20 protein-coding genes and 1 pseudogene are annotated in these 23642 nt (G+C 72.8%); 12 read left to right on the forward strand and 9 right to left on the reverse strand.

The features are described from left to right. The first annotated feature begins 220 nt into the window (after window positions 1-220). Genes C6W10_RS08870 through C6W10_RS08880 form a run of 3 tightly spaced genes read left to right on the forward strand, consistent with a single transcriptional unit; the run spans window position 221 to window position 2842 of the window. Window positions 221-1897 (forward strand): AMP-binding protein, encoded by a 1677-nt coding sequence (locus C6W10_RS08870; RefSeq protein WP_234361671.1) that lies wholly within the window; start codon window positions 221-223, stop codon window positions 1895-1897. Beyond that, window positions 1894-2151 (forward strand): glutaredoxin family protein, encoded by a 258-nt coding sequence (locus C6W10_RS08875; protein ID WP_107257654.1) that lies wholly within the window; start codon window positions 1894-1896, stop codon window positions 2149-2151. Before C6W10_RS08870 ends, C6W10_RS08875 begins: the two co-directional genes overlap by 4 nt. A gap of 49 nt (window positions 2152-2200) precedes the next feature. Beyond that, window positions 2201-2842, forward strand: coding sequence for an HAD family hydrolase (locus tag C6W10_RS08880; protein WP_107257655.1), 642 nt, complete (start codon window positions 2201-2203; stop codon window positions 2840-2842). A gap of 75 nt (window positions 2843-2917) precedes the next feature. Here the strand turns inward: C6W10_RS08880 and C6W10_RS08885 are convergent, their stop codons facing one another. Both C6W10_RS08885 and C6W10_RS08890 read right to left on the reverse strand, forming a co-directional pair. After that, complete coding sequence (locus C6W10_RS08885) at window positions 2918-3583, reverse strand: response regulator transcription factor (protein WP_107263776.1); 666 nt, start codon at window positions 3581-3583, stop codon at window positions 2918-2920. A gap of 104 nt (window positions 3584-3687) precedes the next feature. Next, window positions 3688-4998 (reverse strand): sensor histidine kinase, encoded by a 1311-nt coding sequence (locus tag C6W10_RS08890; protein ID WP_234359457.1) that lies wholly within the window; start codon window positions 4996-4998, stop codon window positions 3688-3690. A gap of 635 nt (window positions 4999-5633) precedes the next feature. Here C6W10_RS08890 and C6W10_RS08895 point away from each other — a divergent pair. From C6W10_RS08895 to hemB, 5 genes and pseudogenes are all read left to right on the forward strand, one after another. Beyond that, entirely contained in the window at window positions 5634-6497 is an 864-nt protein-coding gene (locus tag C6W10_RS08895) for a redox-sensing transcriptional repressor Rex (protein WP_107257657.1), read from the forward strand. Further along, window positions 6494-7813 (forward strand): annotated as a pseudogene (locus tag C6W10_RS08900) (glutamyl-tRNA reductase); the annotation flags it as partial. The gene C6W10_RS08895 and the pseudogene C6W10_RS08900, both read left to right, overlap by 4 nt. A gap of 226 nt (window positions 7814-8039) precedes the next feature. Next, window positions 8040-9005: a hydroxymethylbilane synthase gene (hemC, locus tag C6W10_RS08905; protein WP_107257659.1), complete on the forward strand. Its 966-nt coding sequence runs from the start codon at window positions 8040-8042 to the stop codon at window positions 9003-9005. Next, complete coding sequence (locus C6W10_RS08910) at window positions 9002-10582, forward strand: uroporphyrinogen-III synthase (RefSeq protein WP_107257660.1); 1581 nt, start codon at window positions 9002-9004, stop codon at window positions 10580-10582. The genes hemC and C6W10_RS08910 overlap by 4 nt, the downstream gene beginning before the upstream one ends. A 141-nt stretch (window positions 10583-10723) precedes the next feature. Further along, window positions 10724-11707 (forward strand): porphobilinogen synthase, encoded by a 984-nt coding sequence (gene hemB, locus C6W10_RS08915; RefSeq protein WP_107257661.1) that lies wholly within the window; start codon window positions 10724-10726, stop codon window positions 11705-11707. Between the two features lie 51 nt (window positions 11708-11758). Here hemB and C6W10_RS08920 read toward each other — a convergent pair whose 3' ends face one another. After that, window positions 11759-12781, reverse strand: coding sequence for a GNAT family N-acetyltransferase (locus C6W10_RS08920; protein ID WP_107257662.1), 1023 nt, complete (start codon window positions 12779-12781; stop codon window positions 11759-11761). A gap of 72 nt (window positions 12782-12853) precedes the next feature. After that, window positions 12854-14266, reverse strand: coding sequence for a lytic murein transglycosylase (locus C6W10_RS08925; protein WP_107257663.1), 1413 nt, complete (start codon window positions 14264-14266; stop codon window positions 12854-12856). Window positions 14267-14304: 38 nt separating this feature from the next. Here C6W10_RS08925 and C6W10_RS08930 point away from each other — a divergent pair, with 38 nt between their 5' ends. Together C6W10_RS08930 and C6W10_RS08935 are read left to right on the forward strand one after the other, a co-directional pair. Beyond that, window positions 14305-14526, forward strand: a complete 222-nt coding sequence (locus tag C6W10_RS08930) for a zinc ribbon domain-containing protein (protein WP_107257664.1) — start codon at window positions 14305-14307, stop codon at window positions 14524-14526. A 198-nt stretch (window positions 14527-14724) separates the two neighbouring features. Next, window positions 14725-17559: an adenylate/guanylate cyclase domain-containing protein gene (locus C6W10_RS08935; RefSeq protein WP_107257665.1), complete on the forward strand. Its 2835-nt coding sequence runs from the start codon at window positions 14725-14727 to the stop codon at window positions 17557-17559. A gap of 121 nt (window positions 17560-17680) precedes the next feature. On the opposite strand, the gene C6W10_RS08940 is transcribed toward C6W10_RS08935, so the two are convergent. Next, window positions 17681-17869 (reverse strand): DUF397 domain-containing protein, encoded by a 189-nt coding sequence (locus C6W10_RS08940; protein ID WP_107257666.1) that lies wholly within the window; start codon window positions 17867-17869, stop codon window positions 17681-17683. Continuing rightward, window positions 17860-18657, reverse strand: coding sequence for a helix-turn-helix transcriptional regulator (locus tag C6W10_RS08945; RefSeq protein ID WP_107257667.1), 798 nt, complete (start codon window positions 18655-18657; stop codon window positions 17860-17862). The genes C6W10_RS08940 and C6W10_RS08945 overlap by 10 nt, the downstream gene beginning before the upstream one ends. A gap of 378 nt (window positions 18658-19035) precedes the next feature. Between C6W10_RS08945 and C6W10_RS08950 the strand changes: the two genes are divergently transcribed. Further along, on the forward strand, window positions 19036-19293 hold the full coding sequence (locus C6W10_RS08950) for a hypothetical protein (RefSeq protein WP_159104524.1): 258 nt from the start codon (window positions 19036-19038) through the stop codon (window positions 19291-19293). Window positions 19294-19431: 138 nt separating this feature from the next. On the opposite strand, the gene C6W10_RS08955 is transcribed toward C6W10_RS08950, so the two are convergent. The 3 genes from C6W10_RS08955 to C6W10_RS08965 form a co-directional block, all read right to left on the reverse strand. After that, on the reverse strand, window positions 19432-19983 hold the full coding sequence (locus C6W10_RS08955) for a phospholipase (protein ID WP_107257669.1): 552 nt from the start codon (window positions 19981-19983) through the stop codon (window positions 19432-19434). 213 nt (window positions 19984-20196) lie between these two features. Beyond that, window positions 20197-21873 (reverse strand): glycoside hydrolase family 10 protein, encoded by a 1677-nt coding sequence (locus C6W10_RS08960; protein WP_107257670.1) that lies wholly within the window; start codon window positions 21871-21873, stop codon window positions 20197-20199. A gap of 171 nt (window positions 21874-22044) precedes the next feature. Next, entirely contained in the window at window positions 22045-22287 is a 243-nt protein-coding gene (locus C6W10_RS08965; RefSeq protein WP_107257671.1) for a hypothetical protein, read from the reverse strand. A gap of 255 nt (window positions 22288-22542) precedes the next feature. On the opposite strand from C6W10_RS08965, the gene C6W10_RS08970 reads away from it, so the two are divergent. After that, window positions 22543-23574 (forward strand): TrkA family potassium uptake protein, encoded by a 1032-nt coding sequence (locus C6W10_RS08970; RefSeq protein ID WP_107257672.1) that lies wholly within the window; start codon window positions 22543-22545, stop codon window positions 23572-23574. Window positions 23575-23642: the final 68 nt, after the last annotated feature.

The raw sequence follows: 23642 nt of genomic DNA on the forward strand, positions 1-23642 counted from the left end.
GGCGTCGATATCCGAAACCCGTTACGGCCTGCTGGAACTTACCTCGGGACCCGGGGCGAAGTCGAGAGAAGTTCCACGTCGAGGGAAAGTTCCACCGATCCGTGTCCACCGGGCGTACCGATCCGGGCGTACCGGTCCGGGATGGCCGGTTGTGCGACCGCTGGACGAGCCGGCGGTCGGAGCGCGCGTCGCGCCCGGCGCTGTGCCAGACTCAGCGACCGTGCAGGATGGACCGGATACCCCCGCCGAGCCAGCCGCGGCCACCCTGGCCGACCGGGTACGCCTGGCCGCCGCGAGCCGCCCCGACGAGCCCGCGCTGCTCTGGACCGACGCCGCGCTGAGCTGGGCCGAACTGGACAGTGCCGTCGACCGGGTCGCCGCCGCGCTCCGCCGCCGGGCCGGCGCGCCGACCGACGGGCACCCGGCCCGGGTCGCCATCGCCCTGGCCAACTCGCCCGACTTCGCGGTGGCGTTCTTCGGCACCCAGCGGGCCGGGCTGGTCGCGGTACCGGTGAACCCGGCGCTGACCGGCCCGGAGCTGCGACACATCCTGGCCGACTCGGCGGCGAGCATCCTGATCTGCACCGAACAGGTCGGCGCGGCAGTCGACGGGGTCCGGGCCGAGTTGCCGGCACTGACCGAACTGCACACCGCACTGTCGAGCCTGACCGGGCCGGCGCCCAAGGAAAAGGTGGTGTCGGCGTCCGAAGGCGACCCGGCCGACCGGCCGATCCGGACGGACCCGGAGGCGGTGGCCGTACTCCTCTACACCTCCGGCACCACCGGCGAGCCGAAGGGCGCGATGCTGTCGCACCGGGCGCTGCTCGCCAACCACGAGCAGGTCGGCCGGATCTCCCCGCCGGTGGTCGGGCCGGACGACCGGGTGCTGCTGGCCCTGCCGCTCTTCCACGCGTACGGGCTGAACGCCGGGCTGGGCGCGGTGGCGTACCACGGGGCGTGCGGGGTGCTGGTCGATCGGTTCGACGCGGCCGCCGTACTGGAGGTGGTCGCCCGGCACCGGGTGAGCGTGCTGGTCGGCGTACCGTCGATGTTCCTCGGCTGGACGATGCTGCCGGACGCCCCGGCGGCGGCCGGGGTGCCGGCCGGCTCGGCGCTGCGCACCGCGATGGCCTCGGTGCGGGTCGCGATCTGCGGCGCCGCCCCGCTGGCGGTCGGCGGCGCGACCCGGTTCGCCGAGGCGACCGGCCGGCGGATCCAGGTCGGCTACGGCCTCACCGAGACCGCTCCGGTGCTCACCACCACGCTCTCCGGCCCGGAGGCGAAGCCGAACTCGATCGGCCGGCCGATCCCCGGCGTCGAGCTGCGGCTCGTCGCCGCCGACGGGGAGGAGCTGTGGCGGGACGGCTCCGCGGTCGAGCCGGCCGACGGCGGGGACGACCCGGACGAGCCCGACCTCGACCTCTCCTCGCCCGGCACCGATCCCGGCGAGATCGTGGTCCGGGGCGCCAACCTCTTCTCCGGCTACTGGCCGGACGGGCACGGCGGCCCGGACGCCGACGGCTGGTGGCGGACCGGCGACGTGGCGTACGCCGACGCGGGCGGTGACCTCTTCCTGGTGGACCGGCTCGGCGAACTGATCCTGGTCAACGGCTTCAACGTCTATCCACAGGAGGTCGAACGGGTGCTCGGCGCGCATCCGGAGGTGGTCGAGTCGGTGGTGTTCGGCAGGCCGGACCCGCTGGCCGGGGAGGCGGTCACCGCGTACGTCGTGCGGGCACCGGAGAGCGAGGTCTCCGCCGCCGAGCTGGCCGCGCACTGCGCCGGTAGCCTGGCCCGGTTCAAGTGCCCGAGCAGGATAGAGTTCGTCGGGTCCCTGCCGCTCTCCGCGATCGGCCGGGTACGCAGATCGGTGATCCGGCACGAGGGGCGCGAGTGACGACGAGTGAGCCACGGCTGACCTTGATCACCCGGCCCGGCTGCCACCTCTGCGAGGTCGCCAGGGAGGCCGTCGACCGGGTGGTGGCGGTGACCGGAGACCGCTGGACCGAGCTGGACGTCACCGGTGACCTGGAGCTGGAGCGCGAGTACGGCGACCGGCTGCCGGTGGTGCTGCTCGACGGCCGCGAGCACGGCTACTGGCGGGTCGAGGAGGAGCGCCTGCTCCGCGACCTGACCGCACCGCGCGGCTGACCGAGGTGGCACCGGCCGAACCGTCGGCGGTGCCGCGTATCGTGCTCGGATGCGCGAGCACCTCGTCTGGGACTGGAACGGCACCCTGCTCGACGACCTGACCCTGGTCGTCGCCGCCACCAACGTGGCGCTGGCCGGAGCCGGCGGACCCGAGGTGACCGCCGAGGAGCACCGTACGCAGTTCCGGCGGCCGATCGCGGACTACTACGCCGAGGTGCTCGGCCGGGCCGTGGACGCCGAGGAGTTCAGCCGGCTGGACCAGCTCTTCCACGAGGCGTACCGGGTCGGGCTGGCCAGTTGCGAGCTGGCCGCCGACGCCACCACCGCGATCAAGACCTGGACCGGTACCCAGTCGCTGCTGTCGATGTGGTTCCACGACGAGCTGGTGCCGGCGGTCGACCGGTACGGGCTGAGCGCCGTGTTCCGCCGGGTCGACGGGCTGCGCGGCACCGTCGGCGGCGACCGCAAGGCCCGGCACCTGGCCCGGCACCTGGCGGAGTCCGGTGTCGAGGGGAGTTCGGCGGTGCTGATCGGCGACTCGATCGACGACGCCGAGGCGGCCGACTCGGTGGGCGCCCGCTGTGTCCTCTACAGCGGCGGGTTCACCGATTCGGCCCGGCTGCGCGCCGCCGGCTGGCCGGTCGCCGACTCGCTCACCGAGGCCGTCGAACTCGCCGCCAGCCTGGACTGAATATCCGGGCCGCACGCCCCGGCCACGCGGCCGGGCAGGCACCCGGGCGGGCCGGCCGCGCGACGGGCGGGTGGGTCAGCCGCGCAGGTAGGCGAGCACGGCGAGGACCCGGCGGTGCTGCTCCTCGTCCGGCGGCAGTTGCAGCTTGGTGAAGATGTTCCGGACGTGCTTCTCCACCGCGCCGTCGCTGACCACCAGGGCCCGGGCGATGGCCGTGTTCGACCGCCCCTCGGCCATCAGTCCGAGCACCTCCCGCTCGCGCGGTGTCAGCTCCCGCAGCGGGTCGTCCCGACGGCGCCGGACGAGGAGCTGGCCGACCACCTCCGGGTCGAGCACCGTGCCGCCGCCGGCGACCCGGTTCACGGCGTCGAGGAACTCGTCGATCGCCGCCACCCGGTCCTTGAGCAGGTAGCCGATCCCACCGCCGCCGACGCCGCCGCTGGGCTTGACGGTGGCGAGCAGGTCGTCGGCGTACGACACCTCGACGTACTGGGAGAGGACCAGGATCGGGGTCCGGGGTACCCGCTGCCGGGCCTCCACCGCCGCCCGCAGTCCCTCGTCGGTGTGCGAGGGCGGCATCCGGACGTCCACGATCGAGACGTCGGGGCGGTGCGTGACGATGGCCTCGACCAGGGTCGTACCGTCGCCGACCGCGGCCACCACCTCGTGGCCGTGCTCGGTCAGCAGGCGTACCAGACCCTCCCGGAGGAGAACGGCGTCATCGGCGATCACTACGCGCATGATGTTGTTGTCTACCACTGCCGGCCCGTCGGACGGGTGTTCCCGTCCCATCCGGTCAACTTCCGGGGAGGTCGGTGCGGTGCCGGCCGGGGCGTCGGAGTGGCTCAGCACGGCAGCTCGGCCCGGATCTCGGTCGGCCCACCGGGCGGGCTGAGCACGGTCAGGGTGCCGTCGTTGGCACGTACCCGGTCGGCGAGCCCGGCCAGGCCGTGCCCCTTGGAGAGGTGCGCGCCGCCCTCGCCGTCGTCGATCACCACGATCCGCAGCGCCCGCTCCTCCCGGGTCACCGTCAACCAGCACTCGGTGGCCCGGCTGTGCTTGGCGACGTTGGTCAGCGCCTCGGCCACCACGAAGTACGCGGTCGACTCGATCGCCGGGCCGGGTCGGCCGTCCGGGGTGCCGAGCCGGGGGTCGACGGCGAGTTCGACCGGGATCAGCCCGCGCCCGGCGAGCGCCGCCAGGGCGCTGGGCAGGCCCCGGTCGACCAGGATCGGCGGGGCGATGCCCCGGGAGAGTGCCCGCAGTTCGGCGAGGGTGTCCCGGGTCTGCGCGAGCGCCTCGCCGAGGGTCTGCCGGGCCGCCTCCGGGTCCGAGTCGAGCTGCTGCTGGGCCCGGCTCAGGTCCATGGCCAGCCGGACCAGCCGCTGCTGCGGCCCGTCGTGGATGTCCCGCTCCAGCTTGCGCAGCGCGGTGGCCTCGGCCGAGACGGCAGCCCGCTTCTGCTCCTCCAGCACGGTGATCCGGTTGCGCATCTCCGCCACCCCGGTCAGCAGCGCGCGGCCGAGCCCGGCCTGCATCAGCGCACAGCCCCGGACCACCAGCGGCAGGGTGATCAGGAAGAAGACCCCGAGGGCGGTGTTCAGTCCGATCCGGGCGGCGGCGCTGTCGCCCAGCCCGAGCAGCTCGTGCAGGCCCTCGTCGTTCGGGCCCTGCGGGATCGCCCAGTCGTACGCCCAGTAGAGCGAGCCGCCGATCGCGCCGAGCCACCAGACCGCGGTGATCACGAAGGTGCCGAGCGCCACGATCAGCCGGACCCAGCCGTGCGCGAGGTCGAGCCAGGACTGGGCGTCGGCGATGGGTACGAAGATCCGCCGCCACATGCTGGCCCCGGGCTCGGCGGTGCGGTAGTTGGGGCGTACCCGGGGTTGCCGCAGCACCGCCGGCATCCGCAGCCGTTCGATGTCGGCGAAGCCCCGGGCGGCGTAGAGGGTGCCGGCCAGGATCGGCAGTCCGGTCACCGTCACCGCCAGTCCGGCACTGAGCGCGGTCCCGGCGACGAGCACGACGAAGCTCGCCAGCGCGAGGGGGAGGCCGAGGAACACGTAGCCGGAGTCGATGGCGAGTTGGCGGAGCACGCTGCGGCCGGCGCCGGGTTCGGCGCCGACGGCCACGCTGGTGGCGGTGGTCGTGGTCATGTTCTCGACGCTAGGCATCGCTGCGGTCGGTCCCCATCCCATCGGCTGGCCTCTTCACGGTAGGGCTGTCCCCACCTGACCGGGAAATCCGCGCGCGACCCGACCGGGAAATCCGCGCGCCACTGGGGCGGGAAATCCGCGCCACCCGGGCGGGAGATCCGCGCCCACCGGGTGGGCCGGGCCGGTCCGGGCGGCGGTGCCGGTCCGGGCGGGTGCCGCGCCGCTCGCGGGCCGATCCGGAAGGCCGGCAGCCGGGAATGTGCGGGGGCCGCGACGGTTTGGCGCCGAATGTAATGGTGGACGTCAGGAAATTCGCGGCGCATCGTGATTGCTGGATCGGCCGAGAGAGCCGGTCGATCGGCCGGCGTGGTAGTGGCGAGTTGGTCAGATAAGTCGGACTTAGGTAATAATCGCCGTGACGGCTCCGGTTGGGTCGCGAACTGATCTTGTAAGTGGAGGCCCAGGTGAGGCGTTATCGCGGTCTATCAAGATCGCGATTTGTGCGTGTCTTCACAAGCGCCTACTCTGTTACTCCGACGAGCCCTGCTAGCACAGCCGGTCACAGCGGTCGCCAGCGGGTGCCCCGGAACGACCCGCCGGTCCGGCTGGTCGAAGATCGCACGGCACGGAGTCGCATGAATCAGCACCGCCCCGTAGGCACGCCCGGCCGCGCCGGTGCGGTGCCGGCGCTTCCGGATCTCCCTGAGGCGACGGTCGCCCGGCTCCCCGAATACCTCCGTGCCCTGCACAATCTCGCCGAGTCCGGCAACGACACGGTCTCCAGCGAGGAGTTGGCGACGGCGGCCGGGGTCAACTCGGCGAAGCTGCGCAAGGACCTCTCACAGCTCGGGTCGTACGGCACCCGGGGCGTGGGCTACGACGTCGCCCTGTTGATCGACCAGATCGAGTTCGTGCTCGGGCTCACCCAGTGCCGGGCGGTGGCCCTGGTCGGTGTGGGTAATCTCGGTCACGCCCTTGCCGGCTACGCGGGCTTCGCCGGCCGTGGCTTCCGGATCGCGGCGCTCTTCGACGCCGACCCGGCCCGGCTCGGCGAGGTGATCAACGGGCTGGTCGTCCGGCACATCGACGAGCTGCCGCAGGTGGCCGCCGAGGAGAGCATCGCGATCGGTGTGATCGCCACCCCGGCCACCGCCGCGCAGAGCGTCGCCGACCAACTGGTCGCGGCCGGGGTGACCAGCATCCTCAACTTCGCCCCGTGCGTGCTGGCGGTGCCGGACGGCGTCGACGTCCGCAAGGTCGACCTCGCCATCGAGCTGCAGATCCTCTCCTTCCACGAGCACCGCAAGGCGGCGCTGACCGGGTTGCCGGCGAGCACCGGTCCGGCCGCGGCGCTCGGCACGGCGAACGGCACCACCCTGGGCGGCACCGCCACGACGGGGCTGACGGCCCTGCCCGGCGGGCTCGCCGCCACCGGCACCACCGAGGCAGCGCCCACCGGGACACTCCGGTCGACGAACGCGGAGGCGGTCGGCTCATGAACCTGCTCGTCGTCGGTGCATCGCACCGCACCGCGCCGGTCGCGATCCTGGAGCGGCTGGCCGTGGCCAACACCGAGCTGCCGGAGATCCTCGCCCGGCTGCTCGCCCAGCCGTACGTCGGCGAGGCGGTCGTCGTCTCGACCTGCAACCGGGTCGAGGTCTACGCCGCCGTCACCGGCTTCCACGGCGGGCTGGGGGACATCTGCACCGTACTGGCCGGGCACGCCGGCTCCGCCCCGGCCGAACTGGCCAACCACCTCTACGTGCACTACGACGGCGCGGCGGTGGAGCACGCCTTCCGGGTCGCCGCCGGGCTGGACTCGATGGTGGTCGGCGAGGCGCAGATCCTCGGCCAGCTCCGCGACGCCTACCATGCCGCGAGCGAGGCCGAGGCGCCCGGCCGGCTGCTGCACGAGCTGATGCAGCAGGCCCTCCGGGTGGGGAAGCGGGCGCACGCCGAGACCGACATCGACCGGGCCGGGCAGAGCGTGGTCAGCGCCGCGCTCGACCTGGCCGCCACCCACTTCGGCGGCAGCGTCGAGGGTCGCCCGGTGCTGGTGGTCGGGGCCGGCTCGATGGGCGCGCTGGCCGTGGCCACGCTCTCCCGGCTGGGCGCCGGCCCGGTGGGGATCAGCAACCGGGGCCACGACCGGGCGCTGCGGCTGGCCGAGGCGTACGGTGCCTCGGCGGTGCCGATCGCCGAACTCCCGACCGCCCTTTCCACAGTGGACATAGTAGTCGCCGCCACCGCGTCGATCGAGCCGGTCCTCACCCGCGAGACGGTGGCCAGGGCGCTGCGGGAACGCGCGGCCGACCGCCCCGATCCGCTGGTACTGCTCGACCTCGCCGTACCCCGGGACATCGAGCCGGCGATCGCCGAGCTGCCCGGCACGGTGGTGATCGACATCGACGGGCTCGCCGCGGCCCAGCCGATCGGCCCGGCCGCCGCCGACACCGCCGCCGTCACCCAGATCGTCGGCTCCGAGGTCGAGGCGTTCCTCACCTGGCTGCGCGGTGCCGACGTCGCGCCGACCGTGGCCGCGCTGCGGGCCCGGGCCGACGAGGTGGTCACCGCCGAGCTGCGCCGGCTCGCCCAGCGCCGGCCGGACCTCACCGACGACCAGCGCGCCGACGTGAGCCACACGGTGCACCGGGTGGTGCAGCGGCTGCTGCACTCGCCGACGGTACGGGTCCGGCAACTCGCCGCCGAGCCCGGCGGCGACCAGTACGCCGCCCTGCTCCGGGAACTCTTCGACCTAGAGGTGCCGGTCACCTCACAGGCGGACACCGTGCCGGAACTGGCCGCCGCCGAGCTGGCCGGGGTACCGGCCGGCAACCGGTTGACCGGTCTCGCCGGCCTGCCCGGTCTCGGCGACCTGCCGGCCGTCGGCGGGCAGGCCGACCTGGACGCCGGCCCGGCCCTGCGTGCACCGGTGCCCCGACAGCAATCCGGAGGAGAACGATGACCGAGGTTCAGGCCGGCGCCGGCCGGACCGGTGACCCGGGGTGGGCCGACCTCGCCGAGCGGATCGAGGTGCCGGCATGACCGCGCTGCGGCTCGGTACCCGGGGGAGCGCCCTCGCCCTCGCCCAGTCCCGGACGGTGGCCGAGGCGGTGACGGCGGCAACCGGCCGGCAGGTGGAGCTGGTCGAGGTCGTCACGGCCGGCGACCGGTCCAACGCCCCGGTGCACCGGCTGGGCGTCGGGGTCTTCGTCTCGGCGCTGCGGGACGCGCTGCTCGCCGGAGAGATCGACTTCGCGGTCCACTCGTACAAGGACCTGCCGACCGCCGTCGAGACCGGGCTGCACATCGCGGCGGTACCGCCCCGGGAGGACCCGCGCGACGCGCTGGTCGCCAAGGACGGGCGTACCCTCGCCGAGCTGCCACCCGGCGCCACCGTCGGCACCGGCGCGCTGCGCCGGATCGCCCAGCTGCACGCGCTCGGGCTCCAGCTCACGGTGGTGCCGATCCGCGGCAACGTGGACACCCGGGTGGGCCGGGTGCGCGGCGCCGAGGCGGATCTCGACGCGGTGGTGCTGGCCCGGGCCGGACTGGCCCGGCTGGGCCGGGCCGAAGAGATCAGCGAAACCCTCGACCCGATGCTGATGTTGCCGGCCCCCGCCCAGGGTGCGCTGGCGGTCGAGTGCCGGGTCGACGACTCGGAACTGGTCGAGCTGCTCGGTGCGCTCGACCACGCCCCAACCCGGGCCGCGGTCACCGCGGAACGGGCATTTCTGGCCACCCTGGAGGCCGGGTGCAGTGCACCGGTCGCCGGGTACGCCGAAGTCGCCGAGGGCGACGACGGCGAGGAGATCTACCTGCGCGGGGCGGTGATCAGTCCGGACGGCACCCGTGACATCCGGCTGTCCCGCACCGGTACGCCCGCCGAGGCGACGGAGATCGGAAAGGCACTCGCCGCCGAACTCCTCGACCTCGGCGCCGACTCGATCCTCGGGGCGCCCAAGGAATCCGGCGCGAGGACCCAGCATTTTGGAGCTACAGAATGATCGGCACCCGTAAGCCCGCAGGCCGCATCGCGTTCGTCGGGGCCGGACCCGGCGACCCCGGCCTGCTGACCCGCCGGGCGCACGACGCCCTGGTCGACGCCGACCAGGTGGTATACGACCGCAGCGTGCCCGAGGCCCTGCTCACGGCCGTCAAGGCCGAGGCCAGGGAGGACGCCCAGTTCACCCCCGCCGAGGGGGCGCCGGGCGACGTGGCCAAGGTGCTGCTGTCGGCCGCCCGCTCCGGCCTCTCCGCCGTGCACCTGGTCGCCGGTGACCCGTTCGGGCACGACTCGGTGGTCAAGGAGGTGCAGGCGGTGGCGCGTACCGCCGTGCACTTCGAGGTGGTGCCGGGGGTCGGCCAGGCCGAGGGGGTGGCCACCTACGCCGGGGTACCGCTGCACGGGGTACGCACCGCCGCCGACGTCGACGACGTCACGGCGATGGACTTCGAGGCGCTCGCGGCGGCGGTCAACCGAGGCTCGCTCGCGCTGGCGGTGGACGCCGGTGACCTCGCCGCGGTCCGGGACGGGCTGCTCGCGGTCGGGGTGGACGGCTCCACCGCGGTCGCGGTGACCGGGGACGGCACCGGGGAGACGCAGTACACCACCACCTCGACGGTGGACAGCTTCGTCGCCGCCGCGCTCGGCTTCACCGGCCGGGTCGTGCTCACCCTCGGCGCCGGTGTACCGCACCGGGACAAGCTGAGCTGGTGGGAGAACCGCCCGCTGTACGGCTGGAAGGTGCTCGTCCCGCGCACCAAGGAGCAGGCCGGGGTGATGAGCGCCCGACTGCGTGAGTACGGCGCCATCCCGTGCGAGGTGCCGACCATCGCGGTCGAGCCGCCGCGTACCCCGGCCCAAATGGAGCGGGCGGTCAAGGGCCTGGTCGACGGCAGGTACGCCTGGGTGATCTTCACCTCGGTGAACGCGGTCCGGGCGGTCTGGGAGAAGTTCGCCGAGCACGGTCTCGACGCCCGGCACTTCGGCGGCGTCAAGATCGCCTGCATCGGTGAGCCGACCGCCGAGGCGGTACGCGCGTTCGGCATCCAGCCGGAGCTGATCCCGTCCGGGGAGCAGTCCTCGGAGGGGCTGCTCGCCGAGTTCTCGCCGCACGACGAGATCCTCGACCCGGTCGGCCGGGTACTGCTGCCCCGTGCCGACATCGCCACCGAGACGCTGGCGGCCGGGCTGACCGAGCGCGGCTGGGAGGTCGACGACGTGACCGCGTACCGGACGGTGCGGGCGGCCCCGCCGCCGGCCGAGATCCGCGACGCGATCAAGTCGGGCGGCTTCGACGCGGTGCTCTTCACCTCTTCTTCCACCGTGCGCAACCTGGTCGGCATCGCCGGCAAGCCGCACGCCCGGACCGTGGTCGCGGTGATCGGCCCGAAGACGGCGGAGACCGCCACCGAGTTCGGCCTGCGGGTGGACGCCCAGCCGGCGCACGCCTCGGTGCCGGACCTGGTGGAGGCGCTGGCGTCGTACGCGGTGGAGCTGCGGGAGAAGCTGGCCGCGATGCCGGCCAAGCAGCGCCGGGGTTCCAAGGTCCAGGGCCCGACGGCGCTGCGGTTCCGGTAATCTCTGTCGGATTTCTGTAGCACCATCGGATGTGAAGCCCGCTAGGTCTTTCAGGCACCATCGGTCCTAGGGCCGTCGGCGGCCCGGGCGGCCCGGCAGACGCCGGGTCGAGTGTCGGCCGGTCGGTCGTGAGGAGTGGTCATGTCGTACCCAGAGATCCGTCCGCGCCGGTTGCGGCGGTCCCCGGCGATGCGCCGGCTGGTCGAGGAGACCCGGCTCGCCCCGGCGGAGCTGGTGCTGCCGATGTTCGTCAAGGAGGGGCTGGCCGAGCCGAGGCCGATCGCCTCGATGCCGGGCGTCGTGCAGCACTCCCGGGAGTCGCTGCGCAAGGCGGCGGCCGAGGCGGTGCACGCGGGCGTCGGCGGGATCATGCTCTTCGGGATCCCGGCGGAGAAGGACGAGACCGGTTCCGGCGGCATCGACCCGGACGGCATCCTCAACGTGGCGATCCGGGACGTGATCGCCGAGGTCGGCGACGCCACGGTGGTGATGAGCGACCTCTGCCTGGACGAGTTCACCTCGCACGGGCACTGCGGGCTGCTCGCCCCGGACGGCAGCGTCGACAACGACGCCACCCTCGCCGCGTACGCCGAGCTGGGGGTGGCGCAGGCCGAGGCCGGCGCGCACGTGGTCGGGCCGTCCGGGATGATGGACGGCCAGGTCGGGGTGATCCGGCGCGCGCTGGACGCCGCCGGGCACACCGACACGAGCATCCTGGCGTACGCGGTGAAGTACTCCTCCTCGTTCTACGGCCCGTTCCGGGACGCGGTGGAGTCGTCGTTGCAGGGCGACCGCCGCACCTACCAGCAGGACCCGGCCAACCTGCGCGAGTCGCTCCGGGAGGTACGCCTCGACGTCGCCGAGGGCGCCGACCTGGTGATGGTGAAGCCGGCCCTGCCCTACCTCGACGTGCTCGCCGCGGTCCGGGCCGAGGTGGACGTGCCGGTCGCCGCCTACCAGATCTCCGGCGAGTACGCGATGGTCGAGGCCGCCGCGGCCAACGGCTGGATCGACCGGGACCGGGCGGTACTGGAGACGCTGACCTCGATCCGCCGGGCGGGTGCCCAGATCATCCTCACCTACTGGGCCGTCGAGGCGGCCCGGATGCTCCGCGACCGCTACTGACCGACCGGGGGTCGGCGGACCGGCCGACCCCGGCCCGCCCCGCCGCGCTCCTCAGCTGCCGGCGTCCAGCCGGTGCACCAGCTCGGCCACGTCGACGCCGTACTCGTACCACTCCCGGTCGGCCTGGAATCCGAGGTCGGCGTTGACGGCCCGCATCGCCTCGTTGGTCCGGGCGTTCCAGGTCTGCACCTCGGAGAGCTTCGGCTCGACCGAACGCAGCTCGAAGAGCATCCGGGCCTTCATCGCCCGGTCGATGCCGTAGCCCTGGTGTTCCTGGCCGACGATGGTGTCCCACTGGTCGGCCCGGGTCGGATGCTGGGCCGGCACCACGACCTCGGTGAGTCCGGCGACCACGCCGGTCTTCTCCTCGATCGCGAGCACGATGTACGGCTTCATGCCGCGCCGGTGCAGACAGTTCAGGCTGTCCCGCAGGCGCTGCGGATCGTGCGAACTGGGGCGCAGATCCAGGTCACCGTCGTCAATGTCGCGCGTCTCGGCCTTCGCCATGGCGTACGCCTCGATCAACTCGTCCGGCGGCCCGCCGGGGCAGAACTCCAGACGGTATCCGGGACCGATTCCCTGGGCCATCTCGCCGAGCGCGACCCAGTCGACCGTGCCGAGCCGCAGCACGCTGCGGTCCTCCTCGTACTCCCGGACGAAACCGAGGGCCTCGTAGAACCCGACCGCGGGCGTGTCGCCGATGACCTCGACGCCCATCGACCGGAAGCCCTCCTGGTAGGTCCGCCGGGCGGCCGTGGCGATCAGCTTGCGCCCGAGCCCGCTGCGCCGGGCCGCCGGGTGCACCATCACCTCCAGCACGCCGATGTCACCCAACAGGAGTACGTGGGTGTGCCCGAGGATGCGGCCCGGCTGCCCGTCGGCCGAAGGCTCGTCCTGGGCGATCCAGGAGATGCGGCGTTCGCCGGGCATCACCTCGCAGAGGTACTCCCGGAGCATGCCGTTCTCCCACAGGGGGTCCTCCGGTAGGTCGGCCGCGAAAACCGCGTTGAGCGCGTCCAGGAAGGACTCGATCTCGGCGGCCGGGGCGGTCCGGGGATCCCACTCGCGCACCATCACCCGTCTAGCTTGCCGTCAACCGCAGCCTGGCGAAAGTGCCCAGTTCGTCAATGTGTCGAGGACATTACGCTAAGTTCTACTGTCTGTGCCGTACTTGTTGGCCATGTTGAACACCTCTTGGGCATATGGCCGCACGTCATTGTAGGAAAGGATGGCGCTCCACCAGTCCGAGGCGACCGACAGGTTGCGGCCTCCCTTGCACAGATAGTTACCGGCCGCCAGAGCCGCGTCGTCGATGCTGTGCGGGTTCTCCACCCCGTCGCCGTCGGCGTCGGCCCCGATCTCCTCCCAGGTGGTCGGGATGAACTGCATCGGTCCGACCGCGCGGTCGTAGGTGGCGTCCCGGTCGAGCCGGCCGTCCTCGGTGTCCATGATCCGCATCCGGCCGCCGTTGCCGTCCAGCGGCAGGCCGATGATCTCCGGCGCGGCGATCCCGTTCGCGCCGAGGACCGCCCCGTTCGCCCGCCCGTGTGCGGATTCCACCTGGCCGATCGCGGCCAGCGTGGTCCAGCGGAGCTGGCAGCCGGGCGTCGTCTGACCGACCCGCAGCTCGGCGTAGCCGTACGCCTGGAGCGCGGTCGTGGAGATCTGGACCCGGGGCCCGATCTGCCCGGCCCAGCCGGCGAGTACGTCGGAGGGGCGCCCGCCGGTCGCGTTCCAGGGCGGTGCCGGCACGCTCGGCGTGCCGAAAGCCGGTGGGCTCGGCAGCCCCGAGGGCAGCCCGCCGGGGTCGACGGGGAACCCGGGTACGGTCGGCGAGGGCGGTGGCAGGCTCGTGGCGGCACCCGTGTCGACCGGCCGGGCCTGCCGCGCGGTGGCCGGGATCAGGAACGCTCCCGCGGCGCCGGTCGTGGCCACCAGGGCGAAGAGCAGCAGCGCCGGCAGGGTGAGCCGGCCACTCGGCCGCTTGGACCAGGCGCGTACCGCCCCGGGGGACGGCCAGCGGGAGACCGCGTGCGCGAACCGGACCCGGATCCGCCGGTTCCGCCCGGCCGGCGCGGTCACGGGTACGTCGAGGTCGATGACCGTCTCGCCCGGCTTGCCCGCCGGGGTGGGCGGAGTGGCCGCCGCCGTGGTCGTGCCGGCGGTGCTCGCCGCCGTCGCGCTGGTCGCGGTGGCGTCGGGCTTCGCCTCGGCGGCGGGCTGCGGCTCGGCCTCGGCGGTCGGCTCCGGCTCGGTCGGCTTCGGCTCGGCCTCGGCAGTCGGCTTCGGCTCGGTGGTCGCCTTCGGCTCCGTCTCGGCGGCCCGCTCGGCCTCGGCGGGCGGCGTCGGCTCGGTTTCGGCGGTCGGCTTCGGCTCGGCGGGCGGGACGGGTTCGGCCTCGGCGCGCGGGCGCGGCACGGCGACCGATGGTGGATCGAAGTCCGGATCCGGGGCGGCACCCGAACTGGCCAGCGGCCCGTCGAAGACCGGCGCCGCGGGTCGCAGTGGTCGAGTCGTAGAAGTCTCCTCGCGCTCCGCCACCCGTCGAATATTACCCATCCACCGTCGAACGTCAGGTCTGGCCGTACGCTGTTGGTATGCCCCGGTACGAGTTCCGTTGCCGCGCCTGCGGTGACACCTTCGAGATGAACCGGCCGATGGCCGAGGCCTCGGCTCCGGCGTCCTGCCCTCGCGGGCACGACGACACGGTCAAGCTACTGTCGACGGTCGCCTTCACCGGTCGCGGCGCGGGCGGTTCCGCCCCGGCGCCGATGGCCCCCAGCGGCGGCGGCTGCTGCGGCGGGAGTTGCGGCTGCTGAGGCCGTAGCCCGGCTGTCCGGACCTGGCCCCCTCCCGTTCCGGACAGTGAGGACAGTTCGCGACCGTGATGTCGGTTTCGTGGCACAGTCCCCGGTTAGCACCTTGGTACGGGGTCGCGCCGTCCGTTTCTACGATGGGCCAACCCGTAAATATGCGGCAGCATGAACGCGACTTCCAGGGGGCGGGAGGTTCCAGGCATGTCAGCACGGATCCACCTGCCGAGCGGGTTGGTGACATTCATGTTCACCGACATCGAGGGCTCCACGCGGCTGGCCCAGATGCTCGGGCCGGGCTACCGGCCGGTGCTGAGCGAGCACCGGCGCCTGCTGCGCGCGACCCTGGCCGCCAGTGACGGGACCGAACTCTTCACCGAGGGCGACTCGTTCTTCGTCGCGTTCGCCGACGCCTCGTCCGCGCTGGACGCCTCGCTGGCCGCGCAGCGCGCGCTGAACAACCACGAGTGGCCGACGCCGGAGGCCACCCCACGGGTCCGGATGGGACTGCACACCGGGCACGCCGAGCCGCGCGACGGGGAGTACGCCAGTGCCGAGGTGCACCGGGCCGCCCGGATCGCCGCCGCCGCGCACGGTGGTCAGGTGCTCTGCTCCGGTGCGACCGCCAAGCACGCCGCACCGCTGCCGCCGGGTGCCTCCCTGCTCGACCTCGGTCTGCACCGGCTGCGCGGTTTCGACGACCGGGAGCGGCTCTTCCAGCTCGTCGCCCCCGGGCTGGAGCGCCAGTTCCCCCGGCCGCGTACGGCCGACGCGATCCCGCACAACCTGCCGACCCAGGTCACCTCGTTCGTCGGCCGGCAGGCCGAGCGGGAGGAGTTGGACCAGCTCATCGACTCCCACCGGCTGGTGACGGTGGTCGGCGCCGGTGGGGCCGGCAAGACCCGGCTGGCGGTCGAGCTGGCCGGCGGCGTGGTCGAGTCGTACCCGGACGGGGTCTGGTTCGTCGACATCGCCACCGTGACCGATCCCGGGCTGGTCGCCTTCGCGGTCGCCGCGGTCCTCGGGCTGCGGCCGGAGCCGGGCCGGCCGATGCTGGAGACGCTTGTCGAGTTCGCCGCGTCCCGGCGGATGCTGGTCGTGCTCGACACCTGCGACGCCCAGCCGGCCGCCTGCGCCGAGGTGATCTCGCGACTGCTCGCCGGCGGCAGCGGCGTACGCGTGCTCGCCACCAGCCGGGAGTCGCTGGGGCTGCCCGGCGAGGTGATCTGGCGCATCCCACCGCTCTCCGTCGACCCGGCACCGGGCGGCGGTCCGAGCGAGGCGGTGACCCTGCTGCTCGACCGGACGGCGGCGGCCCGGGGCGGGCGCCGGTCCGGGCCGGCCGAGTCGGCCGACCTGCAACGGGTGGTGACCCGGCTGGACGGGCTGCCGCTGGCGATCGAGCTGGCCGCCGCCCGGCTGCGGGTACTCTCCGCCAGCCAGCTCGCCGAGCGGCTGGACGACGTACTCGGTGCCCTGGACGCGGGCCGGGACGACGTGGAACCCGCCCCGGCGGCGGCCCGGAGCTGGTCGGCGAACCAGCAGGACACCGTGGACCTGGCGGCGGCGGCCCGGGGGGTGGCGCCACCCGTCGGCGCCCGCGCGGTGCAGCGTTCGGCCACCCAGCGGCACGTGACGATGCAGGCCACGGTCACCTGGTCGTACCGGACGCTCGGTCCCCGGGCGGCCCGGCTGCTGCGCTGGCTGGCGGTCTTCTCCGGCCCGGTCGACCTGGCCACCGTCGAGTGGCTGCTCAACGACGATCCGCTCGACCCGCTCTCGGTGCTGGTGGACAAGTCGATGATCCAGGCCGAGCCGAACGTCTCCGGCAGCACCTACCGGATGCTCGACCCGATCCGGGCGTACGCGGCGCGTCGGCTGGTCGACGCGGGGGAGGAGCAGACCGCCCGGGACCGGCACGTGGCCTGGTCGCTGCACGCCTTGCAGCGGGCCTACCTGGGTCCGGACGACCGGCCGGTCACCCTCTCGCTCTACGCGCTCGACCCGCTCGCCGACGAGCTGCGGGCCGCGCTGCGCTGGACGGTCACCGGCGGCAGCGCTCGGCAGGGGCTGCAACTCGCCAGCGGGCTGGACGAGTGGTGGCGGGAGCGGGGGCTGGCCCGGGAGGGGCGGCTCTGGCTGTTCCGGCTCTACGGCCGGATCGCCGAGACCGGCGAGCAGATTCCCGAGGCGGAGCTGGCGGCGGCGTACCACATGCACTCGCAGCATGCCGGCGCGGACGGTGAGTTCGCCGAGGAGCTGCGCTTCTCGCAGCGGGCCGAGTCGGCCGCCCGGCAGGCCGGCGACGCGGGCCTGCTGATCCGGGTACTCGCCGGCCGGGCCGCGCCGCTGATCGACATGGGACAGTTCGCCGAGGCCGAGCGGGTGTGCCGGGAGGTGATCGCCGAGGCCGAGACGGAGGGTGTGGCCGGTGAGGCGCTGCTCGCCGTCTACAGCCTGGCGGAGCTGCTCTGGCGTCGGGGTGCCCTGGACGAGGCGGCCGAGCTGCTCGGCGCGGCCCGGCCGGTGGAGGCGAGCCGGCCGACCGAGCGCGGCAAGCGCTCCGTCGACATGCTGCTCGGGATGGTGGCGCTGGCCCGGGGTGATCTCGTCGCCGCGCACGACCACCTGGTCGTCGCGCTGCGGTCCCGGATGAGCTACGGCTATCTGGCCAGGGCGTGCGACACGGTCAACGCGATCGCGGTGCGCTGTGCCGGTGGCGGGGACCCGAGGTCGGCGGCGCGGCTCTTCGGCGCGGCCCAGCTCACCCGCTCGGCGATGCGCTGCACCCCCGGCACCTTCGGGGCGTACTGGCTCCAGGAGCAGACCGCGCTGCGGAACGTGATGGGGGACGCGGCCTTCGACACCGCGTACGCGGCCGGGGCCGAACTGACCCTTGAGGAGGCGGCGGCGGTGGCCCTGGAGGTCGACCATCCCGACCTGGCGGCCGGCTCGATCCGGTTCTCCCACGTGGAGACCCCGGCGCAGCGGCCACGGCCCCGGGAGAGTGTCGACTCGCCCCGGGAGGCCGAGCGCTGAAGCGGGCGCACCGGCACCGCACCGGCCGGCCCTGCCGAGGTCGGGCAGCCGGGGGCGGGTGGCGAAGACGGCGATGCTCCCGTACCCGGGCGGGTGCGGGAGCATCGGAGCGGTGCTGCGGTCAGCGGGCCTTGGCGAGATCGACGAATATCCGCCAGGACTCGGGGCGGAACGCCAGGACCGGACCGGTCGGATCCTTGCTGTCCCGGACGGCGACCACCTCCGACAGATTGTCCGCCACCTCGACGCACGCACCACCGTTGCCACCGGACCGGGTCGACTTGTGCCACAGCGCCCGAGTTAGGTCCATATCTTTGACACTTCCTTGATCAATTCGAGTGACTGTTTGAGGGGAAGGGCATAGTTGCGCACGACTTCCCACATTCGCACGAGTCTAACAATTTCACCCGGTTGATCCACGATCTGTGCCTTGAGCTGATTGTCGGCGTATCCGACCCGGCTGTCGTCCGGCATCTCCGCGACGATGAACTGCCCGGCCAGTCCGAGGTAGATCCCGGTGCTCGCCGGCACGACCTGCACCTGGACGTGGTCCAGTTCGGCGAGCGCGACGATCCGTTCGACCTGCTCGCGCATCAGCCCGGGGTGCCCGGGGGCCGGCCGGCGCAGTACCGCCTCGTCGATCACCGCGATGAGCTGCGGCGGGACGTCCCGGTTGAGGATCGCCTGCCGGGCCAGCCGGGAGGCGACGTGCCGGTCGATCTCCTCGGCGGTGAACCGGCCGCCGGCCAGGGTCGCCCGGGCGTACGCCTCGGTCTGCAACAACCCGGGCACGTACGCCGGCTCGAACCAGCGCAACAGTGTCGCCTCCCGCTCGATCTCGATCCAGTCCCGCAGCCAGATCGGCGCGCTGTCGAAACTGGCGAGCCGGACCAGGAGCCGGGTGTACGCGCCCCCGGTCTGGAACGCCCGGTCCACCGCCGCCACGTACTCGCCGGTCGGTGGCCGGTGCCGCGTCTCCACCGAGCTGACGTGCGTCGGAGAGAACTTGACGGTACGTGCCCACTCCTCCTGGGTCATCGCCCGGGACGTCCGCGCCTCGATCAACTCCTCGACCAGCAGGTCCACCGCCGCGCCCATTACGCACCCTCCACTCGAAATGTGTCGGTATCTACGCGGCCCACTCAGCACTACGCGTTCGCCGCGGCCCAACTGCGCAAAGGTTCCGGATCGTCGTCCACAGTATTTGCCTCTACACCAGACTGTCACCGACGGGACCGCTCCGGGGTCGTTTCCTGGGGGGAGAGCGGTACCCGCGCGGGGACCGCTCGGAGCCGGCACCGCACGAGCGGTCCCCGCCTGCACAGCGAACGCGGAGGGGGTCGCGAGATGAGCTGGTTACGCAGTAAACGCGAACGACATCGCCGGGACTGGCGCCGACTCTGGCGGTACTGCCGGTGCGGCCACCGGTGGCGCTGTCCCGGCACGGTGGGCGCGGTACGGTCCGCCGGGCCGCCGATGCCACCGGCCCGGCCGGCCGTGACCGCCGACCCGCCGCCACCACCGGCCCGGGTCCGGCCGACGAACCAGCGGCTCAGCTGGGCGCGGCCGGTCGGCAGCCTGGCCAACCGCGCCGGGCCGTCGGCGTCCGCCGGGGTCGCCGGTGCCCGGGCATCGGAGCCGGGCACGCCGTCGGGGCAGCCCGACAACGTGCGCCGGACGGCCCAGTCGCCGGGCCGGGCGCGTCGACGACCGTTGGCCCGGCGCTCCATCTGAGCCGCTCCGCCGGACAACCGGGTCGGGACCGGCGCCGACGGCAACCGGCCCGGGACGGCATCGGGACCGGCGCCGACGGCAATCGGCGCCGGTCCCGACCGGCTCAGTGGGCCGAGCTGTGCGGCGGGGACGCGGAGGTCAGCGGGCCGCGGCCGCGGCCGCGGCCGCCCGGCGCTCGCCGTCGGCCTTGAGCTTCGCCGCCCTGTCCAGGTCGGACTGGCTGATGATCACGGAGCCGAACGCGCGTACCGCCTGGTAGTACGTCCAGGCCAGGCTGTAGCAGGCCGGGCGGACGAAGGCGTTGTACGTCGCGCAGACCCGACGCAGGTCCTCGTAGAACGCGCTGTCCAGCCGGGCCTTGTTCGGGTCGAACTGGCCGACGGCCTTGTGGTTGCGGTAGCCGAAGTCGTGCCGGTAGCAGGAGAGTTCGAAGTTGAACCCGAGCGGGTTGTCCGGGCTGGAGGAGCAGTAGTCGGTGCTCCAGTTGAAGGCGTACTCGGCCCAGGCGGCCTGGTTGGTGCGGGCCGAGTTCCAGGCGTTGTAGCTGCTGGCGCTGGTCTGGGTCCAGCTCGACAGCACGGCGAGCTTCTGTTCGGGGGTCACCGCGGCGGCGGCGGGCGAGGCGTACCCGAGCAGCGCCAGTACGGCGAACGCACCGGCGGCAAGGGTCGTGAGCAGGCGACGGGACAAGGCGCGTACCTCCGGATAGAAGGGCCCCCTCGTGGGAGACCCGGGCGGGGCGAAGCTGTCACCGGTAGGTGATCTATGTGGTGACAGTCTCGGGGCATCGTCGCCCGCCGATCTCTACCCGACCTTTATTTTCGTTGACAGGCGCCAGAACAGGCGAATGCTCCGAGGTGCCGTACCCCGGAGCATTCGCCTGTCAGTGCCGGCCCGATCCGCTCAGCGGAGTACGAACCACGGCGGGCTGGGCTGGCTCTCGTTGGCCAGCCGGTCCAGCGCGGTCACGTAGTAGCTGTACCGCCGTCCCGGCTCGGCGGTCTCGTCCAGCCAGGACTGCACGCCCGAGCCGTCGGCCCGGACGGTGCCGACCAGGTTGCCGGCGTCGGCGAAGCCGCAGGAGCCGGGGAGGTCGATCCCGTCGAACCGGTAGATCGCGTACGAGGTGGCTCGGCCGAACGGGCCGAGCCCGTCCGCCGGCTGCCGCCAGCGCAGTTGCACGCCCCCCGCCTTCCGCGAGGCGCCGGTCAGCACCGGGAACATCAGCGGCTTGGCGGCCAGGTGCGGCATGGGCGGGATCAGCGCCGGCCGGGAGTAGTGCTCGGCCGCGTAGATGTCGGTGGCGCCGAGCCGGTTGGCCCGGACCTGCACCGCGCTGAAGTGGATGTTGCCGGCGACCTGCGGATGGTCGCGGTTGAAGGTGAGGTGCCTCGACATCTCGGCCGGGTCCTGCCAGGGCGCCGGCTGCGCCGGATCGGCGATCTTGTAGTCGGCCTGCCCGATGTAGAGCTGCACCCGGGTCCCGGCGACCACCTCCGACCACCAGGGCACCAGCTTGGCGTAGTCGGCCACCGCGAAGCCGATGTTCCAGTAGACCTGCGGCACGATGTAGTCGATCCACTCCTCCTTGACCCACTTGCGGGTGTCGGCGAAGTTGGCGTCGTAGGACTGGGTGCCGTTGGTCTGCGAGCCGAGCGGGTCGGCCGAGGCGTTTCGCCAGATGCCGAACGGGCTGACCCCGAACTTCACCCACGGCTTGGTCGCCTTGATCCGCTGACCCATCTCCTGGACCAGCAGGTCGATGTTGTGCCGCCGCCAGTCCGCCTTGCTGGCGAAGCCGGCACCGTACTCCTCGAAGGTGGCCTGGTCGGCGAAGTCCTGCCCGGCCGCCGGGTAGGGGTAGAAGTAGTCGTCGAAGTGCACGCCGTCGATGTCGTACCGCTTGACCGCGTCGAGCATGGCGGTCTGGACGAACTGGCGTACCTCCGGGATGCCCGGGTTGTAGTAGAGCCGGGAGCCGGCCGCGTTGACCGGGTAGGCGACCGCCCAGTCCGGGTTCTGCCGGACCGGGTGGCCCGGGGCGAGCTTGTCGAGGTCGGCGCCGGCGCCGTCCGGCATCGAGATCCGGTACGGGTTGAACCAGGCGTGGAACTCCAGGTTCCGCTTGTGCGACTCGGCGACCAGGTACGCCAGCGGGTCCCAGCCGGGGTCCTGGCCGCGCACCCCGGTCAGGTACTCCGACCACGGCTCGTGCGGCGAGGGCCAGAACGCGTCGGCGGTCGGTCGGACCTGCACGACCACCGCGTTGTGGTTCAGTCGCTCGGCCAGGTCGAGCCAGCCGGTGTACTCGGCCTGCTGTGCGGCGATCCGGTCCGGCGCGGTGTACGACGCCCTGGTCGGCCAGTCGATGTTGACGACGCTCGCGATCCACATCGCCCGGAACTGGCGTTTCGGGGTGGCGGGATCGCTCGCGCAGCCGGCGCGGTCGGTGACGACGGTCGCGGGTGTGGCGTTCGCGGGTGTGGCGTTCGTGGGTGTGGCGTTCGCGGGCGGGGCGGCGGCGAGCGAACCGAGCAGCGCTGCGGCCAGCCCGGCGGCCACGAGCCGATATGGCTTCATCCGGTGCGTCCCTTCGTTGGGCTCCCCCGGGGGAGGGGAGGGGCACGGCGGCACCCGTCGGCGGTTTATACCGACACACTCATGCCGCTGGAAGGAAATTTTCACACCGGCGGTGCCGGGCGCAAGCCGTCGATCGACCATGGACGCTCCGCCGTACGGTCCGTGCTCGGTTCAGCCGCGCTCTCCGAGGGCGGCGACCCTGACCAGCGCCTCGATCCGACCCTGCGCCCTGCCGTCGCGGTCGAGCCGCTCGCCGACGATCCAGACCCACTCGTCCTGGTAATAGTGTGAGATGTCGTGCCGGACCTGCTCGACCCGGAGCCGGAGCGGGTGGCCGCCGTACCGCCAGTCCTCCTGGCGAAGCTGGAGCACCGTCCCGGCGGCCAGGTCGGGAACTGCGGGCAGCGTGGTCACGGCACCTCCAGGCGACGGGGGGAGCGGCGGGGCGCGGGGTTCGGTGGGCGAATGACCGCATCTGACGTCACAGCGTGCTAATTCGGAGGCACCCAGCGCAACGTATCTAACCAAAATTTCAGCTCGATGCATGGCGGGACGGCCGGCCACAACCCGGCTTGCCGGCCCCGATCCGGGCAGCCGGCCAGCCCGGTGCGATGATCCCGGCTATGTTGTGGGCGTGCGTGCGGGGGCGGCGATGAGGCGGGGTGGACGATGATCCACTTTCCGGCCATCCGCCGGGGGCCACTGCGGGCGCTGGGCCAGCGGCTCGCCGCCGCGATCGGCCTCGTGCTGCTGATCGTCGCGGTGGTCTACGTGGACCGCGACGGTTACCGTGACGTCAACGAGGACGGGGTCACCCTCCTCGACTCCTTCTACTACGCGGTGGTCTCCCTCTCCACCACGGGATACGGCGACATCACGCCGGTGACCGAGGGCGCCCGGCTGATCAACGTCCTGGTGATCACCCCGGCCCGGGTGCTCTTCCTGATCATCCTGGTCGGCACCACCCTGGAAGTCCTGACCGAGCAGTACCGCACCAACCTCCGCTTGACGCGGTGGAGGAGACAAGTGAAGGACCACGTCATCATCTGCGGCTACGGCACCAAGGGCCGTAGCGCGATCTCCGCACTGCTCGAAACCGGCTTCGACAAGCAACGGATCCTCGTCGTCGAACGCAATCCGGCAGCCGTCCGGCAGGCCACCTCGGCCGGCCTGGTGGTGATCGAGGGCAACGCCACCCGGTCGGCGACGCTGAACGAGGCGCACGTACGACACGCGAAGTCCGTGATCATCGCGACCGACAGCGACGAGGTCTCCGTACTGGTCACGCTGACCGTACGGCAGCTCACCGCCGGCCAGGTCCGGATCATCGCCGCCGCCCGCGAGGCGGAGAACGCCCCGCTGCTGCGGCAGAGCGGGGCGCACCACGTCATCGTCTCGTCGGCGACCGCCGGCCGGCTGCTCGGCGTCTCCACCTCGGCCCCGCCGCTGATCGACGTCGTCGAGGACCTGCTCACCCCCGGCCAGGGCATGGCGCTGGCGATGCGCTCGGCCACCCGGGACGAGGTCGGTGTCTCGCCGCGCCGGCTGGAGGCGCTGGTCATCGCGCTGGTCCGGCGGGGCAAGGTGGTCTCGCTCTCCGACCAGGCCGCCACCGCCATCGAGACCGGCGACATGCTGGTCTACGTCCGCGACGACCGGTCCAGCAGCGGCAGCGCCCCGGTCGCCGACCAGAACCGCTGACGGCGGCTCAGACCCACCCGTCGTCGGTTCTGACGACTCAGGCCCGCCGGCCGGTGCTCACCGGTCGA

It is taken from the genome of Plantactinospora sp. BB1 (assembly GCF_003030385.1).
In the GTDB taxonomy this organism is placed as follows: Bacteria; Actinomycetota; Actinomycetes; order Mycobacteriales; family Micromonosporaceae; genus Plantactinospora.

Excerpts from the sequence above, each read along its gene's own strand:
- C6W10_RS08895 (WP_107257657.1), top strand. The coding sequence starts at position 5,634 with ATGAATCAGCACCGCCCCGTAGGCACGCCCGGCCGCGCCGGTGCGGTG.
- C6W10_RS08925 (WP_107257663.1), bottom strand. The coding sequence starts at position 14,266 with ATGGGTAATATTCGACGGGTGGCGGAGCGCGAGGAGACTTCTACGACT.
- C6W10_RS08885 (WP_107263776.1), bottom strand. The coding sequence starts at position 3,583 with ATGCGCGTAGTGATCGCCGATGACGCCGTTCTCCTCCGGGAGGGTCTG.
- hemC (WP_107257659.1), top strand. The coding sequence starts at position 8,040 with ATGACCGCGCTGCGGCTCGGTACCCGGGGGAGCGCCCTCGCCCTCGCC.
- C6W10_RS08920 (WP_107257662.1), bottom strand. The coding sequence starts at position 12,781 with ATGGTGCGCGAGTGGGATCCCCGGACCGCCCCGGCCGCCGAGATCGAG.
- C6W10_RS08935 (WP_107257665.1), top strand. The coding sequence starts at position 14,725 with ATGTCAGCACGGATCCACCTGCCGAGCGGGTTGGTGACATTCATGTTC.
- C6W10_RS08930 (WP_107257664.1), top strand. The coding sequence starts at position 14,305 with ATGCCCCGGTACGAGTTCCGTTGCCGCGCCTGCGGTGACACCTTCGAG.
- C6W10_RS08910 (WP_107257660.1), top strand. The coding sequence starts at position 9,002 with ATGATCGGCACCCGTAAGCCCGCAGGCCGCATCGCGTTCGTCGGGGCC.
- hemB (WP_107257661.1), top strand. The coding sequence starts at position 10,724 with ATGTCGTACCCAGAGATCCGTCCGCGCCGGTTGCGGCGGTCCCCGGCG.
- C6W10_RS08880 (WP_107257655.1), top strand. The coding sequence starts at position 2,201 with ATGCGCGAGCACCTCGTCTGGGACTGGAACGGCACCCTGCTCGACGAC.
- C6W10_RS08890 (WP_234359457.1), bottom strand. The coding sequence starts at position 4,998 with ATGACCACGACCACCGCCACCAGCGTGGCCGTCGGCGCCGAACCCGGC.
- C6W10_RS08950 (WP_159104524.1), top strand. The coding sequence starts at position 19,036 with ATGCCACCGGCCCGGCCGGCCGTGACCGCCGACCCGCCGCCACCACCG.
- C6W10_RS08970 (WP_107257672.1), top strand. The coding sequence starts at position 22,543 with ATGATCCACTTTCCGGCCATCCGCCGGGGGCCACTGCGGGCGCTGGGC.
- C6W10_RS08940 (WP_107257666.1), bottom strand. The coding sequence starts at position 17,869 with ATGGACCTAACTCGGGCGCTGTGGCACAAGTCGACCCGGTCCGGTGGC.
- C6W10_RS08960 (WP_107257670.1), bottom strand. The coding sequence starts at position 21,873 with ATGAAGCCATATCGGCTCGTGGCCGCCGGGCTGGCCGCAGCGCTGCTC.
- C6W10_RS08945 (WP_107257667.1), bottom strand. The coding sequence starts at position 18,657 with ATGGGCGCGGCGGTGGACCTGCTGGTCGAGGAGTTGATCGAGGCGCGG.